Source organism: uncultured Pluralibacter sp. (genome assembly GCF_913775985.1).
Classification (GTDB): Bacteria; Pseudomonadota; Gammaproteobacteria; order Enterobacterales; family Enterobacteriaceae; genus Pluralibacter.
Window position 1 is genome coordinate 17,997 of sequence record NZ_CAJYMB010000049.1, and the last position, 18,169, is coordinate 36,165.

Annotated in this window: 21 protein-coding genes and 1 other annotated feature; of the genes, 16 read left to right on the forward strand and 5 right to left on the reverse strand. The window is 54.5% G+C overall.

The genetic code is table 11. From position 1 onward, the window contains the following. Positions 1-8: 8 nt before the first annotated feature. Together QZ766_RS05965 and oppF are read left to right on the forward strand one after the other, a co-directional pair. Positions 9-1,019, forward strand: a complete 1,011-nt coding sequence (locus QZ766_RS05965) for an ABC transporter ATP-binding protein (protein ID WP_297198695.1) — start codon at positions 9-11, stop codon at positions 1,017-1,019. Beyond that, on the forward strand, positions 1,016-2,020 hold the full coding sequence (oppF, locus tag QZ766_RS05970; protein ID WP_297198698.1) for a murein tripeptide/oligopeptide ABC transporter ATP binding protein OppF: 1,005 nt from the start codon (positions 1,016-1,018) through the stop codon (positions 2,018-2,020). The genes QZ766_RS05965 and oppF overlap by 4 nt, the downstream gene beginning before the upstream one ends. Before the next feature lie 40 nt (positions 2,021-2,060). Here oppF and QZ766_RS05975 read toward each other — a convergent pair whose 3' ends face one another. Both QZ766_RS05975 and cls read right to left on the reverse strand, forming a co-directional pair. Next, positions 2,061-2,390, reverse strand: coding sequence for an HI1450 family dsDNA-mimic protein (locus QZ766_RS05975; protein ID WP_297198701.1), 330 nt, complete (start codon positions 2,388-2,390; stop codon positions 2,061-2,063). A 35-nt stretch (positions 2,391-2,425) separates the two neighbouring features. Further along, positions 2,426-3,886 (reverse strand): cardiolipin synthase, encoded by a 1,461-nt coding sequence (cls, locus tag QZ766_RS05980; protein WP_297198704.1) that lies wholly within the window; start codon positions 3,884-3,886, stop codon positions 2,426-2,428. A 138-nt stretch (positions 3,887-4,024) separates the two neighbouring features. Here cls and QZ766_RS05985 point away from each other — a divergent pair, with 138 nt between their 5' ends. Continuing rightward, positions 4,025-4,198, forward strand: coding sequence for a YciY family protein (locus QZ766_RS05985; RefSeq protein WP_087464931.1), 174 nt, complete (start codon positions 4,025-4,027; stop codon positions 4,196-4,198). A 45-nt stretch (positions 4,199-4,243) separates the two neighbouring features. Here the strand turns inward: QZ766_RS05985 and QZ766_RS05990 are convergent, their stop codons facing one another. Then, on the reverse strand, positions 4,244-4,540 hold the full coding sequence (locus QZ766_RS05990; RefSeq protein WP_297198710.1) for a YciI family protein: 297 nt from the start codon (positions 4,538-4,540) through the stop codon (positions 4,244-4,246). A gap of 216 nt (positions 4,541-4,756) precedes the next feature. Between QZ766_RS05990 and tonB the strand changes: the two genes are divergently transcribed. The 4 genes from tonB (at position 4,757) to QZ766_RS06010 (ending at position 8,947) form a co-directional block, all read left to right on the forward strand. Then, complete coding sequence (tonB, locus tag QZ766_RS05995) at positions 4,757-5,491, forward strand: TonB system transport protein TonB (protein ID WP_297198764.1); 735 nt, start codon at positions 4,757-4,759, stop codon at positions 5,489-5,491. Between the two features lie 224 nt (positions 5,492-5,715). Next, positions 5,716-6,687: an efflux RND transporter periplasmic adaptor subunit gene (locus tag QZ766_RS06000; RefSeq protein WP_297198712.1), complete on the forward strand. Its 972-nt coding sequence runs from the start codon at positions 5,716-5,718 to the stop codon at positions 6,685-6,687. Continuing rightward, entirely contained in the window at positions 6,669-7,823 is a 1,155-nt protein-coding gene (locus QZ766_RS06005; protein ID WP_297198715.1) for an ABC transporter permease, read from the forward strand. The genes QZ766_RS06000 and QZ766_RS06005 overlap by 19 nt, the downstream gene beginning before the upstream one ends. Then, complete coding sequence (locus QZ766_RS06010) at positions 7,820-8,947, forward strand: ABC transporter permease (RefSeq protein WP_297198718.1); 1,128 nt, start codon at positions 7,820-7,822, stop codon at positions 8,945-8,947. The genes QZ766_RS06005 and QZ766_RS06010 overlap by 4 nt, the downstream gene beginning before the upstream one ends. A gap of 9 nt (positions 8,948-8,956) precedes the next feature. On the opposite strand, the gene QZ766_RS06015 is transcribed toward QZ766_RS06010, so the two are convergent. Together QZ766_RS06015 and ghoS are read right to left on the reverse strand one after the other, a co-directional pair. Next, a complete protein-coding gene (locus QZ766_RS06015; RefSeq protein WP_297198721.1) occupies positions 8,957-9,814 on the reverse strand; it encodes a fructosamine kinase family protein in 858 nt (285 codons plus the stop codon). A 112-nt stretch (positions 9,815-9,926) separates the two neighbouring features. After that, on the reverse strand, positions 9,927-10,202 hold the full coding sequence (gene ghoS / locus QZ766_RS06020) for a type V toxin-antitoxin system endoribonuclease antitoxin GhoS (protein ID WP_297198724.1): 276 nt from the start codon (positions 10,200-10,202) through the stop codon (positions 9,927-9,929). 496 nt (positions 10,203-10,698) lie between these two features. On the opposite strand from ghoS, the gene QZ766_RS06025 reads away from it, so the two are divergent. The 9 genes from QZ766_RS06025 to ytpR form a co-directional block, all read left to right on the forward strand. Continuing rightward, positions 10,699-11,457, forward strand: a complete 759-nt coding sequence (locus QZ766_RS06025; protein ID WP_297198727.1) for a DUF481 domain-containing protein — start codon at positions 10,699-10,701, stop codon at positions 11,455-11,457. 292 nt (positions 11,458-11,749) lie between these two features. After that, positions 11,750-12,751 carry a glycosyltransferase family 2 protein gene (locus QZ766_RS06030; protein WP_297198731.1) on the forward strand — a complete coding sequence of 334 codons (1,002 nt, stop codon included), beginning with the start codon at positions 11,750-11,752 and terminating at the stop codon, positions 12,749-12,751. A gap of 264 nt (positions 12,752-13,015) precedes the next feature. Beyond that, entirely contained in the window at positions 13,016-14,944 is a 1,929-nt protein-coding gene (gene thrS, locus QZ766_RS06035; protein WP_297198734.1) for a threonine--tRNA ligase, read from the forward strand. A 3-nt stretch (positions 14,945-14,947) separates the two neighbouring features. Further along, positions 14,948-15,490: a translation initiation factor IF-3 gene (gene infC / locus QZ766_RS06040; protein WP_297198767.1), complete on the forward strand. Its 543-nt coding sequence runs from the start codon at positions 14,948-14,950 to the stop codon at positions 15,488-15,490. A 97-nt stretch (positions 15,491-15,587) separates the two neighbouring features. Further along, positions 15,588-15,785, forward strand: coding sequence for a 50S ribosomal protein L35 (gene rpmI, locus QZ766_RS06045; protein WP_001124225.1), 198 nt, complete (start codon positions 15,588-15,590; stop codon positions 15,783-15,785). A gap of 51 nt (positions 15,786-15,836) precedes the next feature. Next, the gene (gene rplT, locus QZ766_RS06050; RefSeq protein WP_007374646.1) at positions 15,837-16,193 is read left to right on the forward strand and encodes a 50S ribosomal protein L20; all 357 of its coding nucleotides are present in this window, start codon (positions 15,837-15,839) and stop codon (positions 16,191-16,193) included. A gap of 120 nt (positions 16,194-16,313) precedes the next feature. Beyond that, positions 16,314-16,439: a sequence feature (Phe leader region), on the forward strand. After that, a complete protein-coding gene (pheM, locus tag QZ766_RS06055; RefSeq protein WP_001386830.1) occupies positions 16,319-16,363 on the forward strand; it encodes a pheST operon leader peptide PheM in 45 nt (14 codons plus the stop codon). (Overlaps the previous feature by 45 nt.) 37 nt (positions 16,440-16,476) lie before the next feature. Continuing rightward, entirely contained in the window at positions 16,477-17,460 is a 984-nt protein-coding gene (gene pheS / locus QZ766_RS06060; protein WP_297198756.1) for a phenylalanine--tRNA ligase subunit alpha, read from the forward strand. 15 nt (positions 17,461-17,475) lie between these two features. Beyond that, the coding region (gene ytpR, locus QZ766_RS06065; RefSeq protein ID WP_297198759.1) for a YtpR family tRNA-binding protein at positions 17,476-18,169 on the forward strand (694 nt) is incomplete at its 3' end.

Sequence of the window (18,169 nt, forward strand, 5' to 3'; positions counted from 1 at the left end):
AGTCCGCCATGAGTACGATTGATATAGCTCAACCTCCCGTTCAGCAGCAGGCAGGCCTGCTGTTGGATGTCAACGATCTGCGGGTGACCTTCAGCACCCCGGACGGCGACGTTACGGCAGTCAACGATTTGAACTTCGGCCTGAAAGCGGGGGAGACCCTGGGTATCGTCGGCGAATCCGGCTCGGGGAAATCGCAGACCGCATTCGCCCTGATGGGGCTGCTGGCGCAAAACGGCCGCATCGGCGGTTCGGCAATGTTTAACGGCAAGCAGATCCTGAACCTGCCGGAGCAGGAGCTGAACCGGCTGCGCGCCGAGCAGATCTCGATGATATTTCAGGATCCGATGACCTCCCTCAATCCCTATATGCGCGTCGGCGAGCAGCTGATGGAAGTGCTGATGCTGCATAAAGGGATGAGCAAAGCGGAAGCGTTTGAAGAGTCGGTCCGGATGCTTGATGCGGTAAAAATGCCCGAAGCCCGCAAGCGTATGCGCATGTACCCGCACGAGTTTTCCGGCGGTATGCGCCAGCGGGTGATGATCGCCATGGCGCTGCTGTGTAAACCAAAACTGCTGATTGCCGATGAACCGACCACCGCGCTGGACGTTACCGTTCAGGCGCAGATCATGACTCTGCTGAACGATCTCAAGCGTGAATTCAACACGGCAATCATCATGATCACTCACGATCTTGGTGTGGTGGCGGGCATTTGCGACAAAGTGCTGGTGATGTACGCCGGACGCACCATGGAATACGGCCAGGCCAGGGATGTGTTTTATCAGCCGGCGCACCCGTACTCTATCGGCCTGCTGAAGGCAGTGCCGCGTCTTGATGCGGAAGGAGAAGAGATGCTGACTATTCCCGGCAACCCGCCAAACCTGCTGCGCTTGCCGAAAGGCTGTCCTTTCCAGCCCCGCTGCCAGCACGCGATGGAGGTGTGCAACAGCGCGCCGCCGCTGGAGGAGTTTGCAACGGGCCGCCTGCGCGCCTGCTTTAGACCGGTGGGAGATCTGCTATGAGCACCGTAATTGATGAAAGAAAAGTTCTGCTCGAAATTGCCGATTTAAAAGTGCATTTCGACATTAAAGACGGCAAGCAGTGGTTCTGGCAGCCGTCCAAAACTCTGAAAGCGGTAGACGGCGTGACCCTGCGCCTTTATGAAGGGGAAACGCTGGGCGTGGTGGGCGAATCGGGCTGCGGGAAATCGACCTTTGCCCGCGCCATTATCGGGCTGGTAAAAGCCACCGACGGCCGCGTTGCCTGGCTTGGTAAAGATCTGCTTGGGATGAAGCAGGAAGAGTGGCGCGCGGTGCGCAGCGATATCCAGATGATATTTCAGGATCCGCTGGCCTCGCTTAATCCGCGCATGACTATCGGCGAGATTATCGGCGAGCCGCTGCGCACCTATCATCCTAAAATGCCGCGTCAGGAAATTCGCGACCGGGTTAAAGCGATGATGATGAAAGTGGGTCTTCTGCCGAATCTCGTTAACCGCTATCCCCACGAGTTTTCCGGCGGCCAGTGCCAGCGCATCGGTATCGCCCGGGCGCTTATTCTGGAGCCGAAGCTGATTATCTGCGACGAACCGGTATCCGCCCTCGATGTCTCTATTCAGGCGCAGGTGGTGAATCTGCTGCAGAAGCTGCAGCGGGAGATGGGGCTGTCGCTGATTTTTATTGCCCACGATCTGGCGGTAGTGAAGCACATCTCCGACCGCGTGCTGGTGATGTATCTGGGTCACGCGGTGGAGTTGGGCACGTATGACGAGGTGTATCACAACCCGCTGCACCCTTATACCAAAGCGCTAATGTCGGCAGTGCCAATCCCCGATCCGGATCTGGAAAAGAACAAAACTATCCAGCTGCTGGAAGGCGAGCTGCCGTCGCCAATCAATCCGCCGTCAGGCTGCGTGTTTCGCACCCGCTGCCCGATGGCCGGGCCGGAGTGCGCTAAAACCAGGCCGCTGCTTGAAGGGAGCTTCCGCCACGCGGTCTCCTGCCTGAAGGTGGATCCGCTGTAGTTGATGGGAAATAAAAAAGGCTGCCTCGGCAGCCTTTCTCTTATTCACGCCACAGGATGTGGCAAATTTTGTGGTCCTTGTCGCGGCACAGCAGCACGCGCGCAAAAATATCGTTGATATCGCCGCCGTCGGTATCCGCGAGCCCAATCACCACTTCGGCAAAGAAATCCGGGTTCAAATCGAAGTCGACGTGTTCCTGCCAGTCTTCCGCCGGATCAAACAGTTCCGCGCCGCCGCGCTCTTCAAACTGCAGATTAAAAAGAATAATATCCGCCGGATCGAGGTTATCCCCCGCAAGCTCGAGAAAAATATCGTAGGCCTGCTCAAGGGTTTCGTCCTCGGTCAGGCGGTTATTCAGATCCATTTCCATGAGTGCTACCTGTTTAACAGCATAATGGGCACGTTTTACAGCAACGGGCTAAAGAAGTAAAACAGTCGCTCAACCACCCGCTGCCACATTGGGCGCTTAAGCCATTTGGCGCCGTCCAGCAGTCGAGAGCGGGAAATATAGTCATCCTGCACCGCCGCCAGATCGCCGCCGAAGCCAACATCATCAATGGCCAGCGTAATTTCAAAGTTGAGCCACAGGCTGCGCATATCCAGATTGACGGTGCCCACCAGGCACAGCTCGCCGTCCACCAGAATACTTTTGGTGTGCAGCAGGCCGCCTTCAAACTGATAAATTTTAACGCCGGCCGCGAGCAGCTCGGTGAAAAAGGCCCGGCTGGCCCAGCCCACCAGCAGCGAATCATTTTTACGTGGCAGGATAATACTGACATCCACGCCGCGCTGGGCGGCGGTGCAGATGGCGTGCAGCAGATCGTCGCTGGGCACGAAGTACGGCGTGGTCATCACCAGATACTCCTGCGCCGAGTAGGCGGCGGTCAGCAATGACTGGTGAATCAAGTCTTCCGGGAAGCCGGGACCGGACGCGATAGTTTGAATTGTGTGGCCGCTGGCCTCTTCGAACGGCATGATGTTTTCGTCCGGCGGCGGGGGGAGGATGCGTTTTCCGGTCTCAATTTCCCAGTCGCAGGAGTAAACAATGCCCATCGCGGTTGCAACCGGGCCTTCCATGCGCACCATCAGATCCACCCACTGGCCCACGCCGGCATCCTGCTTGAAATAGCGCGGATCCACCATATTCATGCTGCCGGTATAGGCGATGTAGTTATCGATCATGATCATTTTGCGGTGCTGGCGCAGGTCCATCCTGCGCAGAAACACGCGCAGCAGGTTGACCTTCAGCGACTCCACCACGTCAATGCCCGCATTGCGCATCATCCCGGCCCAAGGACTGCGGAAGAAAGCAACGCTGCCGGCCGAATCCAGCAGCAGGCGGCAGTGCACGCCGCGGCGGGCGGCGGCCATCAGCGATTCGGCGACCTTGTCTGCCATCCCGCCGGGCTGCCAGATATAAAACACCATCTCAATATTGTGGCGGGCGAGCTGGATATCGCGGATCAGCGCCTGCATGACGTCTTCTGACTCGGTCAGCAGCTGGAGCTGATTCCCTTTGACGCCGGCAATGCCCTGTCGCCGCTCACAGAGTTTAAACAGCGAGGAGGCCACGGGGCTGTAGTTTTCGGCAAAGATATGCTGATTGGATTTTAAGTCATGCAGCCATTTTGCTGTGGAGGGCCACATCGCGCGGGCGCGCTCGGCGCGGCGCTTGCCCAGATGCAGTTCGCCAAAAGAGAGGTAGGCGATAATTCCAACCAGCGGCAGTATATAGATGATAAGCAGCCACGCCATCGCCGACGGTACCGCCCGGCGCTTCATCAGAATACGCAGGGTTACGCCTGCGATTAACAACCAGTACCCGAGAATGACCAGCCAACTCACAACGGTGTAGAAGGTTGTCATGAAGAAATCCTTTTGAAAGTCTGTTCGTTACAGTTTACGCACTCGCTTCCCGCTGGCAAATAAAACAGCGAGGAAAAGCGCTGGTCACGACAACGCAAGAGATTATAATAATGGCCCTCTCATCTCCGGGGTGTTGAAATGAAGCGTAGCAGAAATGAAGTGGGGCGCTGGCGCATGGTTCGGCAGACGAGCCGCCGCAAAGTGCGCTGGCTGGAAGCCCAGTCGCGGCGCAATATGCGCATCCACGCTATCAGAAAATGTTTGACCAACCGACAGCGCAATTCGCTGCTGTTTGCCTTTTACGAATTCTGATGGTCAAAAAGGGCACCCGCGCGGTGCCCGATTATTTTTAGCTGCTCAGAAGACTTTTTTATAGGGCTTAACGCTGACGCTGGCGTAAACGCCGGCCGCCACGTAAGGATCGGCTTCGGCCCACGCCCGGGCGGCTTCCAGAGATTCAAACTCGGCAATCACGGTTGAGCCGGTAAAGCCCGCCGCGCCGGGGTCGTTACTCTCCACCGCCGGCATTGGGCCTGCGGTCAGCAGGCGACCTTCATCCTGCAGCAGCTGCAGGCGCGCGAGGTGAGCGGGGCGGACCGAGAGGCGTTTTTCCAGAGAATCGGCGATATCTTCAGCATAAATTACGTAGAACACGGGCACGGCTCCTTATCAAAATTGTCCCGGTACGGTATTTCAAACCCGAACGCTCTGCAATGCAAAGTTGCCCGCAGCGCAGTTTATGCCGCGCTGCCTGCTTTATCGGCAAACCGCAGAGAAAATTGATGCAAGATAAGATGCCTTATTGAATATGATTGCTATTTGCATTTACAATCATTCTCTCATTTTTCAACTGCGATGATTATGACTTCAATGACCCTTGATTTACCTCGCCGTTTTCCGTGGCCAACCCTGCTGTCCGTGTGTATCCATGGTGCCGTTGTGGCGGGTTTGCTTTACACATCGGTACATCAGGTTATTGAATTACCCGCCCCCGCGCAGCCTATTTCCGTCACGATGGTTTCACCCGCCGAGCTTGAACCTGCTCAGCCCGCACCCCAGCCTGAGCCGGTTGTTGAGCCCGAACCAGAACCTGAGCCGGTACCAGAGCCTGTTCCGGAGCCACCGAAAGAGGCACCGGTAGTGATTCATAAACCGAAGCCAAAACCGAAACCGAAACCAAAACCGAAAATTGAGAAGAAGGTCGAGCAGCCCAAGCGCGACGTCAAGCCCGCAACCGAACCACGTCCGGCATCGCCGTTTGATAACAGCAGCGCGCCGAGTCGGCCGGCGACGAATGCTAACCAGACCTCAGCCAGCATGCCAAATAAAGCAGCGCCTACCGGTCCGCGCGCGCTGCGTCGCGGCGACCCGGTCTATCCGGCCCGGGCGCAGGCGCTGCGGATTGAAGGTAATGTACGAGTGAAATTTGACGTTACCTCCGATGGGAGCGTTGAGAATATTGAAATCCTCTCTGCTAAACCTGCGAATATGTTTGAACGTGAAGTGCGCAACGCCATGCGTAAATGGCGCTACCAGCCGGGCCAGCCGGGTAAAGGCATCACGATGAATATCGTGTTCCGCCTGAACGGCGTGCAGGTACAGTAATCTCTTCACCCAATCCGCTGGCGGCGGGCGCTGCACCTTCCGTCAGCAATTTTATTCCCCTCTCTTTTTCCTTCGACTATTTTCTTACACAATTCCCGAGTGGCAAATTTTGCAACTTATGAAACTGTTAATTATCATTACTCCGCCTGTGTATTTTATGTTATCAGCCGGAAGGCGCTGATTTTGCTCATTGAACGACTCCGCAATTAAAGCAAGGGAATTTTATGACTAAGAGAGTGTGGGTAACGATTTTGCTGATCGTTATCGCGGTATCTTTGGCGGTTTTGTTCCGCTCGCACGGCCAGGAGCTGCTGCTACAGGGTGAGGTGGACGCGCCGGAAGTCATCGTCACGTCAAAAGCGAAAGGCCGGGTTATTGCCCGCTATGCCGAGCGCGGTGATGATGTTAAGGCAGGGCAGCTGCTTCTCTCTCTTGATAGTCCTGAACTGATGGCCCAGCTGCGCTCGCTGGAAGCGGCCCGGGATAAAGCACAAGCCCAGCTGGACCAATCGCTAAACGGCACTCGTGAAGAGGACATCCGCTCCCTGCGCGCCGATCTGGCCCAGGCTCAGGCGCAATACACCAACGCGCAACGAGATTACGAGCGTAATCTCAGCGTGGCTAAAAAAGGCTATGTTTCTGCATCGGAACTGGATGCTTCCCGCCGCCAGCGCGATACTGCGCTGGAGCAGGTGAGGGCGGCGAAAGCGAGCCTTGATGAAGGGATCCACGGTGACCGTATTGAGCAGCGTGAAGGCTACGCCGCCGCGGTGCGCGAGGCCAACCAGAATATCATCGAGCTTAAAGCCCAGACTGACGATCTGCAGGTGCGTGCGCCGGTTCCCGGTGAAGTTGGACCTATCCCGGCAGAAATAGGCGATCTGCTCAATGCTTCCAGCCCGCTGATGACGCTGATTCGCCTGCCGGATGCCTATTTTGTGTTTAACCTGCGGGAAGATATTCTTGCCGGCGTGCGCAAAGGCGATAAGGTCAGCATCCGGGTTCCGGCTTTGAAAGATAAGATGATTGATGCCGAAGTCAGATATATTGCGCCGCTGGGGGATTACGCCACCAAGCGCGCCACTCGCGCTACCGGCGACTTCGATTTGAAAACCTTTGAGGTGCGGCTGTATCCCGCGAAGCCGGTGGAAGGATTGCGTCAGGGAATGAGTGCTCTATGGCAATGGAAAGAGTAAGGGCGGGCTGGCGCTGTTTCAGCCACTCTTTTGAAGCAGAAGCGCGGGTTGCCGTACGCTCGCCGGTGATCCACTGGCTCGGCTGGTGCTTTCCGCTGATCCTGTTCATCCTTATCAGCAGCAATTTCTCTGAGGGCACGCTGCTGAACCTGCCGGTGTCGGTGATTGATAACGATCATAGCCCGCTTTCGCAGGAGCTTATCCGTAAGCTTAACGCAGGTTCTCACGCCAAGATCTCCGCCTATGATGGCGGGCTGCCGGAGGCGCAAAAGCGGCTGCGTAGCGCCCAGGATTACGCGCTGCTCTACATTCCGGTCCACTTTGAATCCGACGTGCTGGCGGGTAAGCAGCCAAGCGTGGTGATGTATTACAACGCGCTGTTTTACGGGGCCGGGCTCTATTCGACACAGGACTTTTCCGGCCTGATAACCGAGCTTAATACCCGCTATCGTTCAATCATGGCCGAAATGGTGGGTAAAGAGCCGCCCCAGCTTGCCAGCGTATCGCTCAACTACGGCAGTCTGTTTAACGCCAGCGGCAGCTTTATCTACTATCAGCAGTTCGCAGCTACCATCCACCTGCTGCAGCTGTTTGCGGTAACCTGCATGATTTACGTGCTCAACCAGCGTAAAAGCCTGATGCAGGCGCGCCCGTTCGGGCTGGCAGTGCTCGGCAAACTTGCGCCCTACACCCTCAGCTACACCACGCTACTGATGGCGGAAATTGCGCTGCTGGTGTTTGTGTTCGATGCCCGGGTAAGCGGTAATCCGCTGTTTATGGTGCTGATCGCCTTCTTCTATGTGATGGCCGCCCAGAGCATCGGCATTCTGCTGTTTACTTTTACGAAATCAGTGATTACGGCCTACACCCTGATCGGTATTCTGGTCAGCATTGCGATGACCTTTTCCGGGCTGGCGGTTCCCGAGCTGTCAATGCCGCTGCCGGCGCAAATTATTTCCAATATTGAGCCGCTCACTCACGCCCTGTACGCGATGTTTGACGTCTTTTTGCGCGAGGTTCCAGCTTCTGCGATTTTCGGCGTGTGTGCGCTGCTGACGGTTTATCCCCTGATTACGTGGCTGCTGGTTCGCCGCCGCCTGCTCAAGCGCTACCATCTTGAAGAGGAGCAGGGATGAAGAGCTACTGGAGCACGTTTACCCGGGTGCTGCTGGGAATGCTCGATAAACCGATGTGGATGATGCTATTGCTCTCCCTGTGCCTGATGAGCATGGTGTACGCCAGACATTCGGTGTGGGATCTGCCGGTGGGCATTGTCGATCAGGACCACAGCACCGTCAGCCTCCAGCTGATTCGCAGCCTCGACGCTACGCCTAAAATTGCCACTAAAGTCTATGATAATTTGCCGGATGCCCAGCGGGATCTCGCCTGGCGTAAGCTGTTTGCGGTCATTATTATGCCGGTTAACCTGGAGAAAAAGATTCTCCACGGAGAGGCGATTACCGTACCCGTTTACGGTGATGCCACTAACCGGCTCGCCAACGGGCAAATTGAACAGGACGTTATCGCTACCTACCAGCAGCTGCTTAACCGATACAATAACGGCATTCTGCTGCGGGCCGGATTTGATGCGGCCCAGTCCCAGCTGGTTATCCAGCCTTTCATCGGACAGACGCTGGATATCTTTAACCCCGGGATCAGCTTTGCGGCGATCATTTTTCCCGGGCTGCTGGTGATGCTGCTGCAGCACTCGCTGCTGATTGCCAGCGTGCGGGTCAGTCTCGCTATCAGAAGCTCCGGCAAGGCGACGATGCCGGTTTATCTTGGCGCGCTTTCTGCGCTACTGCCCATCTGGATGTTTCTCTCTATCGTGCTGTTCGTCCTCTGGCCCTGGGTGCTGGGATACCGGCAAACGGCGCCGATACCGGAAGTTCTGCTACTCACTTTCCCCTTTGTGCTTGCCGTACTCGGCCTTGGCAAACTGCTAACGGAATGTCTGCGGAGTGTTGAACTGATTTATCTCACGCTGTCTTTTGTGACCATGCCGGTGTTCTATCTGTCCGGCACTATCTGGCCACTGCAGGCGATGCCGGCGTGGGTGCACGCCTTTTCAGCCAGCCTGCCGTCAACCTGGGCGATCAAAGCCATTGCCGGGGTTAACCAGATGGGGCTGCGCTTCTCTGACGTATTAAACGACCTGCTTGTCCTGCTGGTTCTCGGGGCATTTTACGCGCTGCTGGGGACGCTGGTAGGTATGCTGCGTAACGGCAACACGCTAAGAGACTTCTTTAAGAAACGCTAAGGCCGTTCATTACTCGGCCAGTACCCGATCCAGCGCCTGCTGGGCGTTGACCAGATGCTGGCCGCCGAACAGAATGGCGCGGTTGAACAGGGTATAAAGCTGATAGACGGGCTGTCGATCGAGAAAGCCTGCCGGAAGCGGCATTCTGAATTGATAGCCGTCATAGATTTGCGGCGGCTGTTCCGGATGCAGCGGCAGCATCGCCAGATCGCACTCCCTATCGCCCCAGTAACACGCCGGATCGTAAATATAGGGGCCGTCCGGGCCCAGCGCGCAGTTGCCGGACCACAGATCGCCGTGTAATAAAGACGCCTGCGGCTGGTGGTTTTGCAGGCGCTGGTGTACATGCCCGACGATAGCGTCAATATCACCGAAGGTGAGCCCCTTTTCAGCGGCCAGTTCCAGCTGCCAGCCGATACGCTGTTCAGCGAAGAACGTGGGCCAGCGCCGCTGCCAGGTATTGGGCTGCGGCGTGGTGGACAGATCGTTATCGAAATCAAGACCGAACTGGGGCTGATCGCTCCACTGGTGCAGCTTCGCCAGCTGCTCGCCTATTTGAAAGGCGCCGTGCGCGTCCAGCGGGCGGGGCGGGAGGTACTCCATCACAATGAAGCTCTCGTCCCGACCGGATCCTACAGCGTAAACCTTCGGCACCCGCACGCTGCTGCTGCGTGCAAGCAGCTCAAGCTGATCCGCTTCGGCGGTAAAGATGGGCAGTAGCTCGCGCTCGTCGCTTTTTACAAAATAGTCTTTTTCGCCAAAGCGCAGATGCCATGCGGAGTGAATTTCGCCGCCGGGTAACGGGTTACGCAGCGTGATTTCGCCGTCGCCTTGCTCTTTTAACAGGCTGGTGATTGCTTGCCACATACTCTCTCTCCTCATGTTATCTGCCAGATCATAAGGTTAGCCCAGAAGCAAAGTATAAAATTCGAACTGGCGCACGGTAGTACATATTGCTCCGGGGCCGCACGTGTCTTAACTACTTTAGCGACTCTTCAAATGTGGTCACCTTTACGTCAGCCGCTATGCCGAGTGCCGTTTCTGCAAGGCCGGCGGCCAGCGCCTTAACCTCTTCAGGGGTTTGCGGGCTCACGAATCCAAAGCTGTTAGTGCCTAAATCGTGAACGTGACCCGCGTCATCGCTAAGGGTCAGGGTAAATCCTGCCCGGGTCAGATGATTGTTCAGCTCATTAATTTCGGTTAGCGTCTGCGCGGGAGCGTCAACCGTTACCACATAGCGTTTTACGTCGCTCATCGAACACCTCATTGTTATTGCAGGAATTTTGAAAGCATAGCCGATGGCGGCTATTTGGCGACTTTTTGCTCTCCCGCAATGCTTGAATATTGGGGGGAGGGTAAAATGGTTCAGACTATGGATGCGCTGCAGGCACGCTATTCTGGTGATGGGGTATATTTCAATGTCTAAATATTAGCCATCAATGTATCTTATTAAAACCCTGCCCGGAGTCGGATTATTACAGAACATCATACAAACGGTGAGGATTAAGAGTAAGGTTGAATATAACTTTTTGATTTATATGGCTTTGAACTTAGCGAGGCCTTTGCCGCCATATAATTTTAAACACTAGCTAAAAATTTCTTATTCAAAAAATGAAATAAGATTTCGTTGCTTAGTTTAAGGCGGCTTTTTATAATTCCTCGCCTTTCTAAGGACCGTCTGTAACCGATCCTCGCGAAAGTTTCCGGGACCGTCATGGTCTCTTTTTTTGCTGTTCGGACTCATAAACTCAATGAAGCTTTTTAAGACAGTACCCGCGGCTATTGTGCTGACGGGGAGCCTTTTTGCGTCGCAGCACGCGCTGGCTGATAATACCGTTTTTACTGTCATGGACGATCCTTCTTCCGCGAAGAAACCGTTTGAAGGCAAGGTTAATGGTGGATACCTTGCTCAGTCAGGCAACTCAAAAAGTTCCTCGCTGACGGCTGATTCAACGCTTACCTGGTACGGCATGACAACGGCATGGTCTCTGTGGGGCAATGCCAGCAATACGTCGTCCAATGGCGATCGCTCGTCGGAAACCTATTCGGTTGGCGGCCGCTCTCGCTATAACATGACCGATCTCGATTACCTGTTCGGCCAGGCCAGCTGGCTGACGGACCGCTATAACGGGTATCGTCAGCGCGATGTCTTCACTACCGGTTATGGTCATCAGTACTGGAATGGCCCGGTACACAGCCTGCGGGTGGAATTTGGTCCCGGCGTTCGCTATGACGAGCATACCGGCGGCAAAACGAAAACGCAGCCGCTGGGTTATGCGTCCGGGACGTATGCCTGGCAGATGACCGATACCACTCGCTTTACCGAGGGGGTTTCGCTGTTTGGCGCCGGGGATACTACCGTGAACTCAGAAACGGCGCTGGATGTTGCCATTAACGATAACTTCGGGCTTAAGGTTGCTTATAACGTGACCTGGAACTCTGAGCCGCCTTCATCGGCGCCGGAGCATACCGATAAGCGCACCACTGTGACGCTCGGCTATAAAATGTAGTTTGCAGGGCCGGGGGAGACCGGCCCGCATTCCCCCCTAAAAATGGGGGATTGCGCATTCCACCCGGTTTTTGTACTATTTTGCCCCTTGCTGACAGGCAAAATCACTATCATACCGCCACTAGCTCATCGGGAAGAGCGACAACCTTGAGGTTGTAGTACGGGGTTCGAGGCTCCGGTGGCGGACCAGCTTTAGTCTCAACTTTCCTGAATTCTCTGTGATTAATATTTGAAAATAAGCAGTTAGCCACTATCTTCAATCATGAACTTCCCCGTGATTATAAGAGAACACTATGCTGCCCGGCGATCTCACCGCGTTTACTCAATACACCTTCAGAAAAGCGTCGGCGCAGGTGCCGGAAGTCTCTGTCATCATTCCTGTTTATAATCGCGCCAGGGCTGTTATGACCTGCCTGGAGCAGCTCAGCCTCTCAGATTATGACGTGAATAAGATTCAGGTCATTGTGGTTGACGATGCTTCCAGCGACGATAGCTATGAAATGCTGCACCGCTACGCGGCGATGTTTCCGCACATCATTACGCTCCAGCGTGGCGTTAATTCGAAAGGCGCGTCCGTGCCGCGTAATAACGCAATGGCCGTGGCTTCGGGGAAATGGATCTTATTTGTCGATTCCGATGATTATATTATGCCGGGCGCTATCGCCGACGCGCTTGCCGTCGTCCACGCCGATCCACAGGTGGATATGGTCTGCATGCCGTTTTTTAAAGCCGAAGGCAGCACTCGCGCCACCAGCGACTCGGCGTTTGGCTCCGCCGACACCGTGACCGGGCTAAGGTTTGAAGAAACCCGGCTGTGCAACAGCCTCAATGCGGTAGGTAAACTCATGCGCACAGATTTCATCCGACAGTACCAGCTTGATTTTCCACCGGATATCCGGGTCAGGGAAGACAACTGGTTCATGATGAAGATGTACAGCCTGTGCCGCAATATCGCTATTCTCGGCAACCGCAATAAATACTATTTTGTTAACGATTCAGATGCTGTATCCCTGTCGCGCACCGGTACGCCTCCCGCCGATGCGGTTAAAATTTACTTATCCGCCGCGCGGTTTATTCTGGCGCTTGCACACCTCAGCCCGCAGGAGAAATGCACGCTGCTCGCAATTTATCTCAACCGCTACACTCGCTTTATTCAGCGCGGTACTCACGCGCCGCTGCGGCTCCTGACGCAGCTGGGCGAGACACTCCCCGGATTGCTGAACAGTCCGTATCTCAACGGCGAGGCGCGAACGTTTATTAACGATCTGCTGGCTGGAAAATATACGCTGGCGTGACTCTTCGTCCGCTGAAGAATAAAGCATTTAACAGGCACCCAGTGCGATCGCGTTATTAACTTTCTTTTATCAGATGGCAATGAGGTGTACTATATACAGCTCGTTATTCGCAGCCTAAGGCAGATACATCAGTGGTTTGCCCACTGAACGTATACAGTCTGCAGAGTGAAGCAGACAAAACCTGTTGCGCGGCGGATATGAATACAAAACATTTTTTTGCATGTGTTCTTTGGTGCGGGACACCACTGCAAATAAGGATATGAAATGCCTGTTATTACTCTTCCTGATGGCAGCCAACGCCATTACGACCACGCTGTAACTCCCATGGATGTTGCCCTCGATATCGGTCCCGGACTGGCGAAAGCCACCATTGCCGGCCGCGTAAACGGCGAGCTGGTTGATGCCAGTGACGTTATCGATCAGGATGCGACCCTGGCGCTGATTACGGCAAAAGATGAGGCCGGACTGGAGATCATTCGCCACTCCTGCGCGCATCTGCTGGGCCACGCTATCAAGCAGCTTTGGCCAAACACGAAAATGGCGATCGGACCGGTTATCGACAACGGCTTTTACTATGATGTCGATCTTGACCACACCCTGACCCAGGAAGATATTGATGCCCTCGAAAAGCGCATGCACGCGCTGGCCGAGACCAATTACGATGTTATCAAGAATAAAGTCAGCTGGAGCGAAGCGCGTGAGACCTTCGTTAACCGCGGTGAAAGCTACAAAGTGGCTATTCTTGATGAAAATATTGCTCATGATGACAGGCCTGGCCTTTATCATCATGAAGAGTATGTCGACATGTGCCGCGGTCCGCACGTGCCGAATATGCGCTTCTGCCATCACTTTAAGCTGATGAAAACCGCAGGCGCCTACTGGCGTGGCGATAGCAATAACAAAATGCTTCAACGTATCTACGGTACGGCCTGGGCTGATAAGAAAGCCCTTAATGCTTACCTGCTGCGTCTTGAAGAAGCCGCCAAGCGCGATCACCGTAAAATCGGCAAGCAGCTCGACCTGTATCATATGCAGGAAGAGGCCCCGGGAATGGTGTTCTGGCATAACGACGGCTGGACTATCTTCCGCGAGCTGGAAACCTTCGTGCGCACGAAGCTGAAAGAGTACCAGTACCAGGAAGTGAAGGGCCCGTTCATGATGGACCGCGTGCTGTGGGAAAAAACCGGGCACTGGGACAACTACAAAGACGCGATGTTCACCACCTCTTCCGAGAACCGTGAATACTGTATCAAGCCGATGAACTGCCCGGGCCACGTGCAGATTTTCAATCAGGGCCTGAAGTCCTATCGCGATCTGCCGCTGCGTATGGCGGAATTTGGTAGCTGCCACCGCAACGAGCCGTCAGGGGCGCTGCACGGGCTAATGCGCGTGCGCGGTTTCACTCAGGATGATGCGCATATCTTCTGTACGGAAGATCAGGTGCGTGATGAGGTTAACGCCTGCATCCGTATGGTCTACGATATGTACAGCACCTTCGGTTTCGAAAAAATCGTCGTCAAGCTGTCAACGCGCCCGGAAAAGCGGATCGGCAGCGATGAAATGTGGGATCGCGCAGAAGCGGATCTGGCCGAGGCGCTGAAAGAGAACAACATCCCGTTTGATTATCAGCCGGGTGAGGGCGCGTTCTACGGGCCTAAAATTGAATTTACGCTGTACGACAGTCTCGATCGTGCCTGGCAGTGTGGCACGGTACAGCTGGATTTCTCCCTGCCGCAGCGCCTCAGCGCGTCGTACGTGGGAGAGAACAACGAGCGTCAGGTGCCGGTGATGATTCACCGCGCAATCCTCGGGTCTATGGAGCGTTTCATCGGTATTTTGACCGAAGAGTTTACCGGCTTCTTCCCAACCTGGCTTGCACCGTTGCAGGTGGTGGTAATGAATATCACCGATTCACAGTCTGAATACGTTAACGAATTGACCCGTAAACTACAAAATGCAGGCATTCGCGTAAAAGCAGACTTGAGAAATGAGAAGATTGGCTTTAAAATCCGCGAGCACACTTTACGTCGTGTCCCTTATATGTTGGTTTGTGGCGACAAAGAGGTCGAAGCAGGCAAGGTTGCCGTTCGTACCCGTCGTGGTAAGGACCTTGGGAGCATGGGCGTAGAGGAAGTGATTGAGAAGCTGCTACATGAAATACGTAGCCGCAGTCTTCAACAACTGGAGGAATAAGGTATTAAAGGCGGAAAACGAGTTCAAACGGCACGTCCGAATCGTATCAATGGCGAGATTCGCGCCCTGGAAGTTCGCTTAACGGGTCTGGAAGGCGAACAGCTGGGTATTGTGAGTCTGAGAGAAGCTATCGAGAAAGCTGAAGAAGCTGGCGTCGATTTAGTTGAAATCAGCCCTAACGCCGAGCCGCCAGTTTGTCGTATCATGGACTACGGCAAGTTCCTGTATGAGAAGAGTAAGTCTTCCAAGGAACAAAAGAAAAAGCAAAAAGTTATCCAGGTGAAGGAAATTAAGTTCCGTCCTGGCACAGATGAAGGCGACTATCAGGTAAAACTCCGCAGCCTGATTCGCTTTCTTGAAGAAGGCGATAAGGCCAAGATCACGCTGCGTTTTCGCGGTCGTGAGATGGCCCACCAGCAAATCGGTATGGAAGTGCTTAACCGCGTGAAAGACGATTTGCAAGAGCTGGCAGTAGTCGAATCCTTCCCAACGAAGATCGAAGGCCGCCAGATGATTATGGTGCTCGCTCCTAAGAAGAAACAGTAAGGCCTTCAAGTAGCATTGTCCGTGAGGCTTTCGGGCCTCACAGATTTTGTTCGCCTATGTTTCGTTTATTTAACAATGCGAAGTGGAAATTATTAAAATGCCAAAGATCAAGACCGTACGCGGTGCTGCTAAGCGCTTTAAAAAAACCGGTAAAGGTGGTTTTAAGCACAAGCATGCTAACCTGCGTCACATTCTGACTAAGAAAGCTACCAAGCGTAAACGTCACCTGCGTCCGAAAGCCATGGTTTCCAAAGGCGATCTGGGCCTGGTTATCGCGTGCCTGCCGTACGCATAAGTCTCGTTACGTTTAACTTTTTTAATTAGAATATAGATACAGGAGAGCATCATGGCTCGCGTAAAACGTGGTGTAATTGCACGTGCACGTCACAAGAAAATTTTGAAACAAGCTAAAGGCTACTACGGTGCGCGTTCACGCGTTTACCGCGTTGCCTTCCAGGCTGTTATCAAAGCTGGTCAGTACGCTTATCGTGACCGTCGTCAGAAAAAGCGTCAGTTCCGTCAGCTGTGGATTGCGCGTATCAACGCAGCAGCACGTCAGAACGGTATTTCTTACAGCAAATTCATCAACGGCCTGAAAAAAGCCTCTGTTGAAATTGACCGTAAGATCCTGGCTGACATCGCCGTATTTGACAAAGTAGCGTTCAGCGCACTGGTCGAAAAAGCGAAAGCAGCACTGGCATAAGCCAGTTGGAAGAGGGGGGCTAGCCTCCCTCTTTTCATTTCAATATCATCAAGTTATTGACTTTTTTCGACGAAAACCATTCAATATGCACTTCAATGAAATAAGTCTCACAAGGTAATGCAAGCATGAATGCTGCTATTTTCCGCTTCTTTTTTTACTTTAGCACCTGAAACCGGGAGGCTAGCGCGTGAAGAAAGGAAACGAAAAATAGCGCCAAGAAAGCCTCCCCGCGGAGGCTTTTTTTATATCTGCCGTTTATGAATATCCAACAATGAGGAAAATCATGTCACATCTCGCAGACCTGGTTGCCAGCGCCAGGGCAGCCATTAATGAAGCCTCAGATGTCGCCGCGCTGGACAACGTGCGCGTCGAGTATCTTGGTAAGAAAGGGCAGCTGACTCTTCAGATGACCACCCTGCGCGACCTGCCCGCGGAAGAGCGCCCGGCAGCCGGTGCCGTAATCAATGAAGCCAAAGAGCAGGTGCAGCAGGCGCTGAATGCGCGTAAAGCTTCTCTGGAAGGTGCTGCGCTTAACGCGCGTCTGGCGGCGGAAACTATCGATGTTTCCCTGCCTGGCCGACGCATTGAAAACGGCGGCCTGCATCCGGTGACCCGCACCATTGACCGCATCGAAAGCTTCTTTGGCGAACTCGGCTTTACCGTGGCAACGGGGCCGGAAATCGAAGATGATTATCACAACTTCGACGCATTGAATATCCCCGGCCACCATCCTGCCCGTGCCGACCACGATACGTTCTGGTTCGATGCAACTCGCCTGCTGCGCACCCAGACTTCCGGCGTGCAGATCCGCACCATGAAAGACCAGCAGCCGCCGATCCGCATCATCGCCCCGGGCCGCGTTTATCGTAACGATTACGATCAGACCCACACCCCAATGTTCCACCAGATGGAAGGCCTGATTGTTGATACCAACATCAGCTTTACCAATCTGAAAGGTACGCTGCACGACTTCCTGCGCAACTTCTTTGAGGAAGATCTCCAGATTCGTTTCCGCCCGTCATACTTCCCGTTTACTGAACCGTCTGCAGAAGTGGACGTTATGGGTAAAAACGGCAAGTGGCTGGAAGTGCTGGGCTGCGGGATGGTGCATCCTAACGTGCTGCGCAACGTCGGTATCGATCCGGAAATTTACTCCGGATTTGCCTTCGGGATGGGGATGGAGCGCCTGACTATGCTGCGTTACGGCGTCACCGATCTGCGCGCGTTCTTCGAAAACGATCTGCGTTTCCTCAAACAGTTTAAATAAGGGCAGGACAGAACAATGAAATTCAGTGAACTGTGGTTACGCGAATGGGTTAACCCGGCGATCGACAGCGACGCGCTTTCCGATCAGATTACGATGGCGGGCCTTGAAGTGGACGGCGTCGAGCCGGTGGCCGGCAGCTTTAACGGCGTAGTGGTTGGCGAAGTCGTAGAGTGCGGCCAGCATCCGAATGCCGACAAACTGCGGGTGACGAAAATCAACGTTGGCGGCGAGCGCCTGCTGGATATCGTCTGCGGCGCGCCAAACTGCCGGCAGGGTCTGAAAGTCGCCGTGGCGACCATCGGTGCCGTACTGCCGGGCGATTTCAAAATTAAAGCGGCTAAACTTCGCGGCGAGCCGTCCGAAGGCATGCTCTGCTCCTTCTCTGAGCTGGGTATTTCCGACGATCACAGCGGTATCATCGAGCTGCCCGCCGACGCGCCGATTGGCACCAATATTCGCGAATACCTGAATCTTGATGACAATACCATCGAGATCAGCGTCACCCCCAACCGCGCCGACTGCCTCGGCATCATCGGCGTGGCGCGCGATGTCGCCGTGCTGAACCAGCTGCGGCTCAGCGAGCCGGAAATGGTCGCCGTAGCGCCGACCATTACTGATACGCTGCCGATTACCGTTGAGGCAGTTGATGCTTGCCCGCGCTATCTTGGCCGCGTTGTTAAAGGTATCAATGTCGCCGCGCCTACGCCGC

What these genes read in the sequence shown, in the direction of transcription:
- QZ766_RS05965 (WP_297198695.1), top strand. Translation starts at nt 9, where the DNA reads ATGAGTACGATTGATATAGCTCAACCTCCCGTTCAGCAGCAGGCAGGC.
- oppF (WP_297198698.1), top strand. Translation starts at nt 1,016, where the DNA reads ATGAGCACCGTAATTGATGAAAGAAAAGTTCTGCTCGAAATTGCCGAT.
- QZ766_RS05975 (WP_297198701.1), bottom strand. Translation starts at nt 2,390, where the DNA reads ATGGAAATGGATCTGAATAACCGCCTGACCGAGGACGAAACCCTTGAG.
- cls (WP_297198704.1), bottom strand. Translation starts at nt 3,886, where the DNA reads ATGACAACCTTCTACACCGTTGTGAGTTGGCTGGTCATTCTCGGGTAC.
- QZ766_RS05985 (WP_087464931.1), top strand. Translation starts at nt 4,025, where the DNA reads ATGAAGCGTAGCAGAAATGAAGTGGGGCGCTGGCGCATGGTTCGGCAG.
- tonB (WP_297198764.1), top strand. Translation starts at nt 4,757, where the DNA reads ATGACCCTTGATTTACCTCGCCGTTTTCCGTGGCCAACCCTGCTGTCC.
- QZ766_RS06000 (WP_297198712.1), top strand. Translation starts at nt 5,716, where the DNA reads ATGACTAAGAGAGTGTGGGTAACGATTTTGCTGATCGTTATCGCGGTA.
- QZ766_RS06005 (WP_297198715.1), top strand. Translation starts at nt 6,669, where the DNA reads ATGGCAATGGAAAGAGTAAGGGCGGGCTGGCGCTGTTTCAGCCACTCT.
- QZ766_RS06010 (WP_297198718.1), top strand. Translation starts at nt 7,820, where the DNA reads ATGAAGAGCTACTGGAGCACGTTTACCCGGGTGCTGCTGGGAATGCTC.
- QZ766_RS06015 (WP_297198721.1), bottom strand. Translation starts at nt 9,814, where the DNA reads ATGTGGCAAGCAATCACCAGCCTGTTAAAAGAGCAAGGCGACGGCGAA.
- ghoS (WP_297198724.1), bottom strand. Translation starts at nt 10,202, where the DNA reads ATGAGCGACGTAAAACGCTATGTGGTAACGGTTGACGCTCCCGCGCAG.
- QZ766_RS06025 (WP_297198727.1), top strand. Translation starts at nt 10,699, where the DNA reads ATGAAGCTTTTTAAGACAGTACCCGCGGCTATTGTGCTGACGGGGAGC.
- QZ766_RS06030 (WP_297198731.1), top strand. Translation starts at nt 11,750, where the DNA reads ATGCTGCCCGGCGATCTCACCGCGTTTACTCAATACACCTTCAGAAAA.
- thrS (WP_297198734.1), top strand. Translation starts at nt 13,016, where the DNA reads ATGCCTGTTATTACTCTTCCTGATGGCAGCCAACGCCATTACGACCAC.
- rpmI (WP_001124225.1), top strand. Translation starts at nt 15,588, where the DNA reads ATGCCAAAGATCAAGACCGTACGCGGTGCTGCTAAGCGCTTTAAAAAA.
- rplT (WP_007374646.1), top strand. Translation starts at nt 15,837, where the DNA reads ATGGCTCGCGTAAAACGTGGTGTAATTGCACGTGCACGTCACAAGAAA.
- pheS (WP_297198756.1), top strand. Translation starts at nt 16,477, where the DNA reads ATGTCACATCTCGCAGACCTGGTTGCCAGCGCCAGGGCAGCCATTAAT.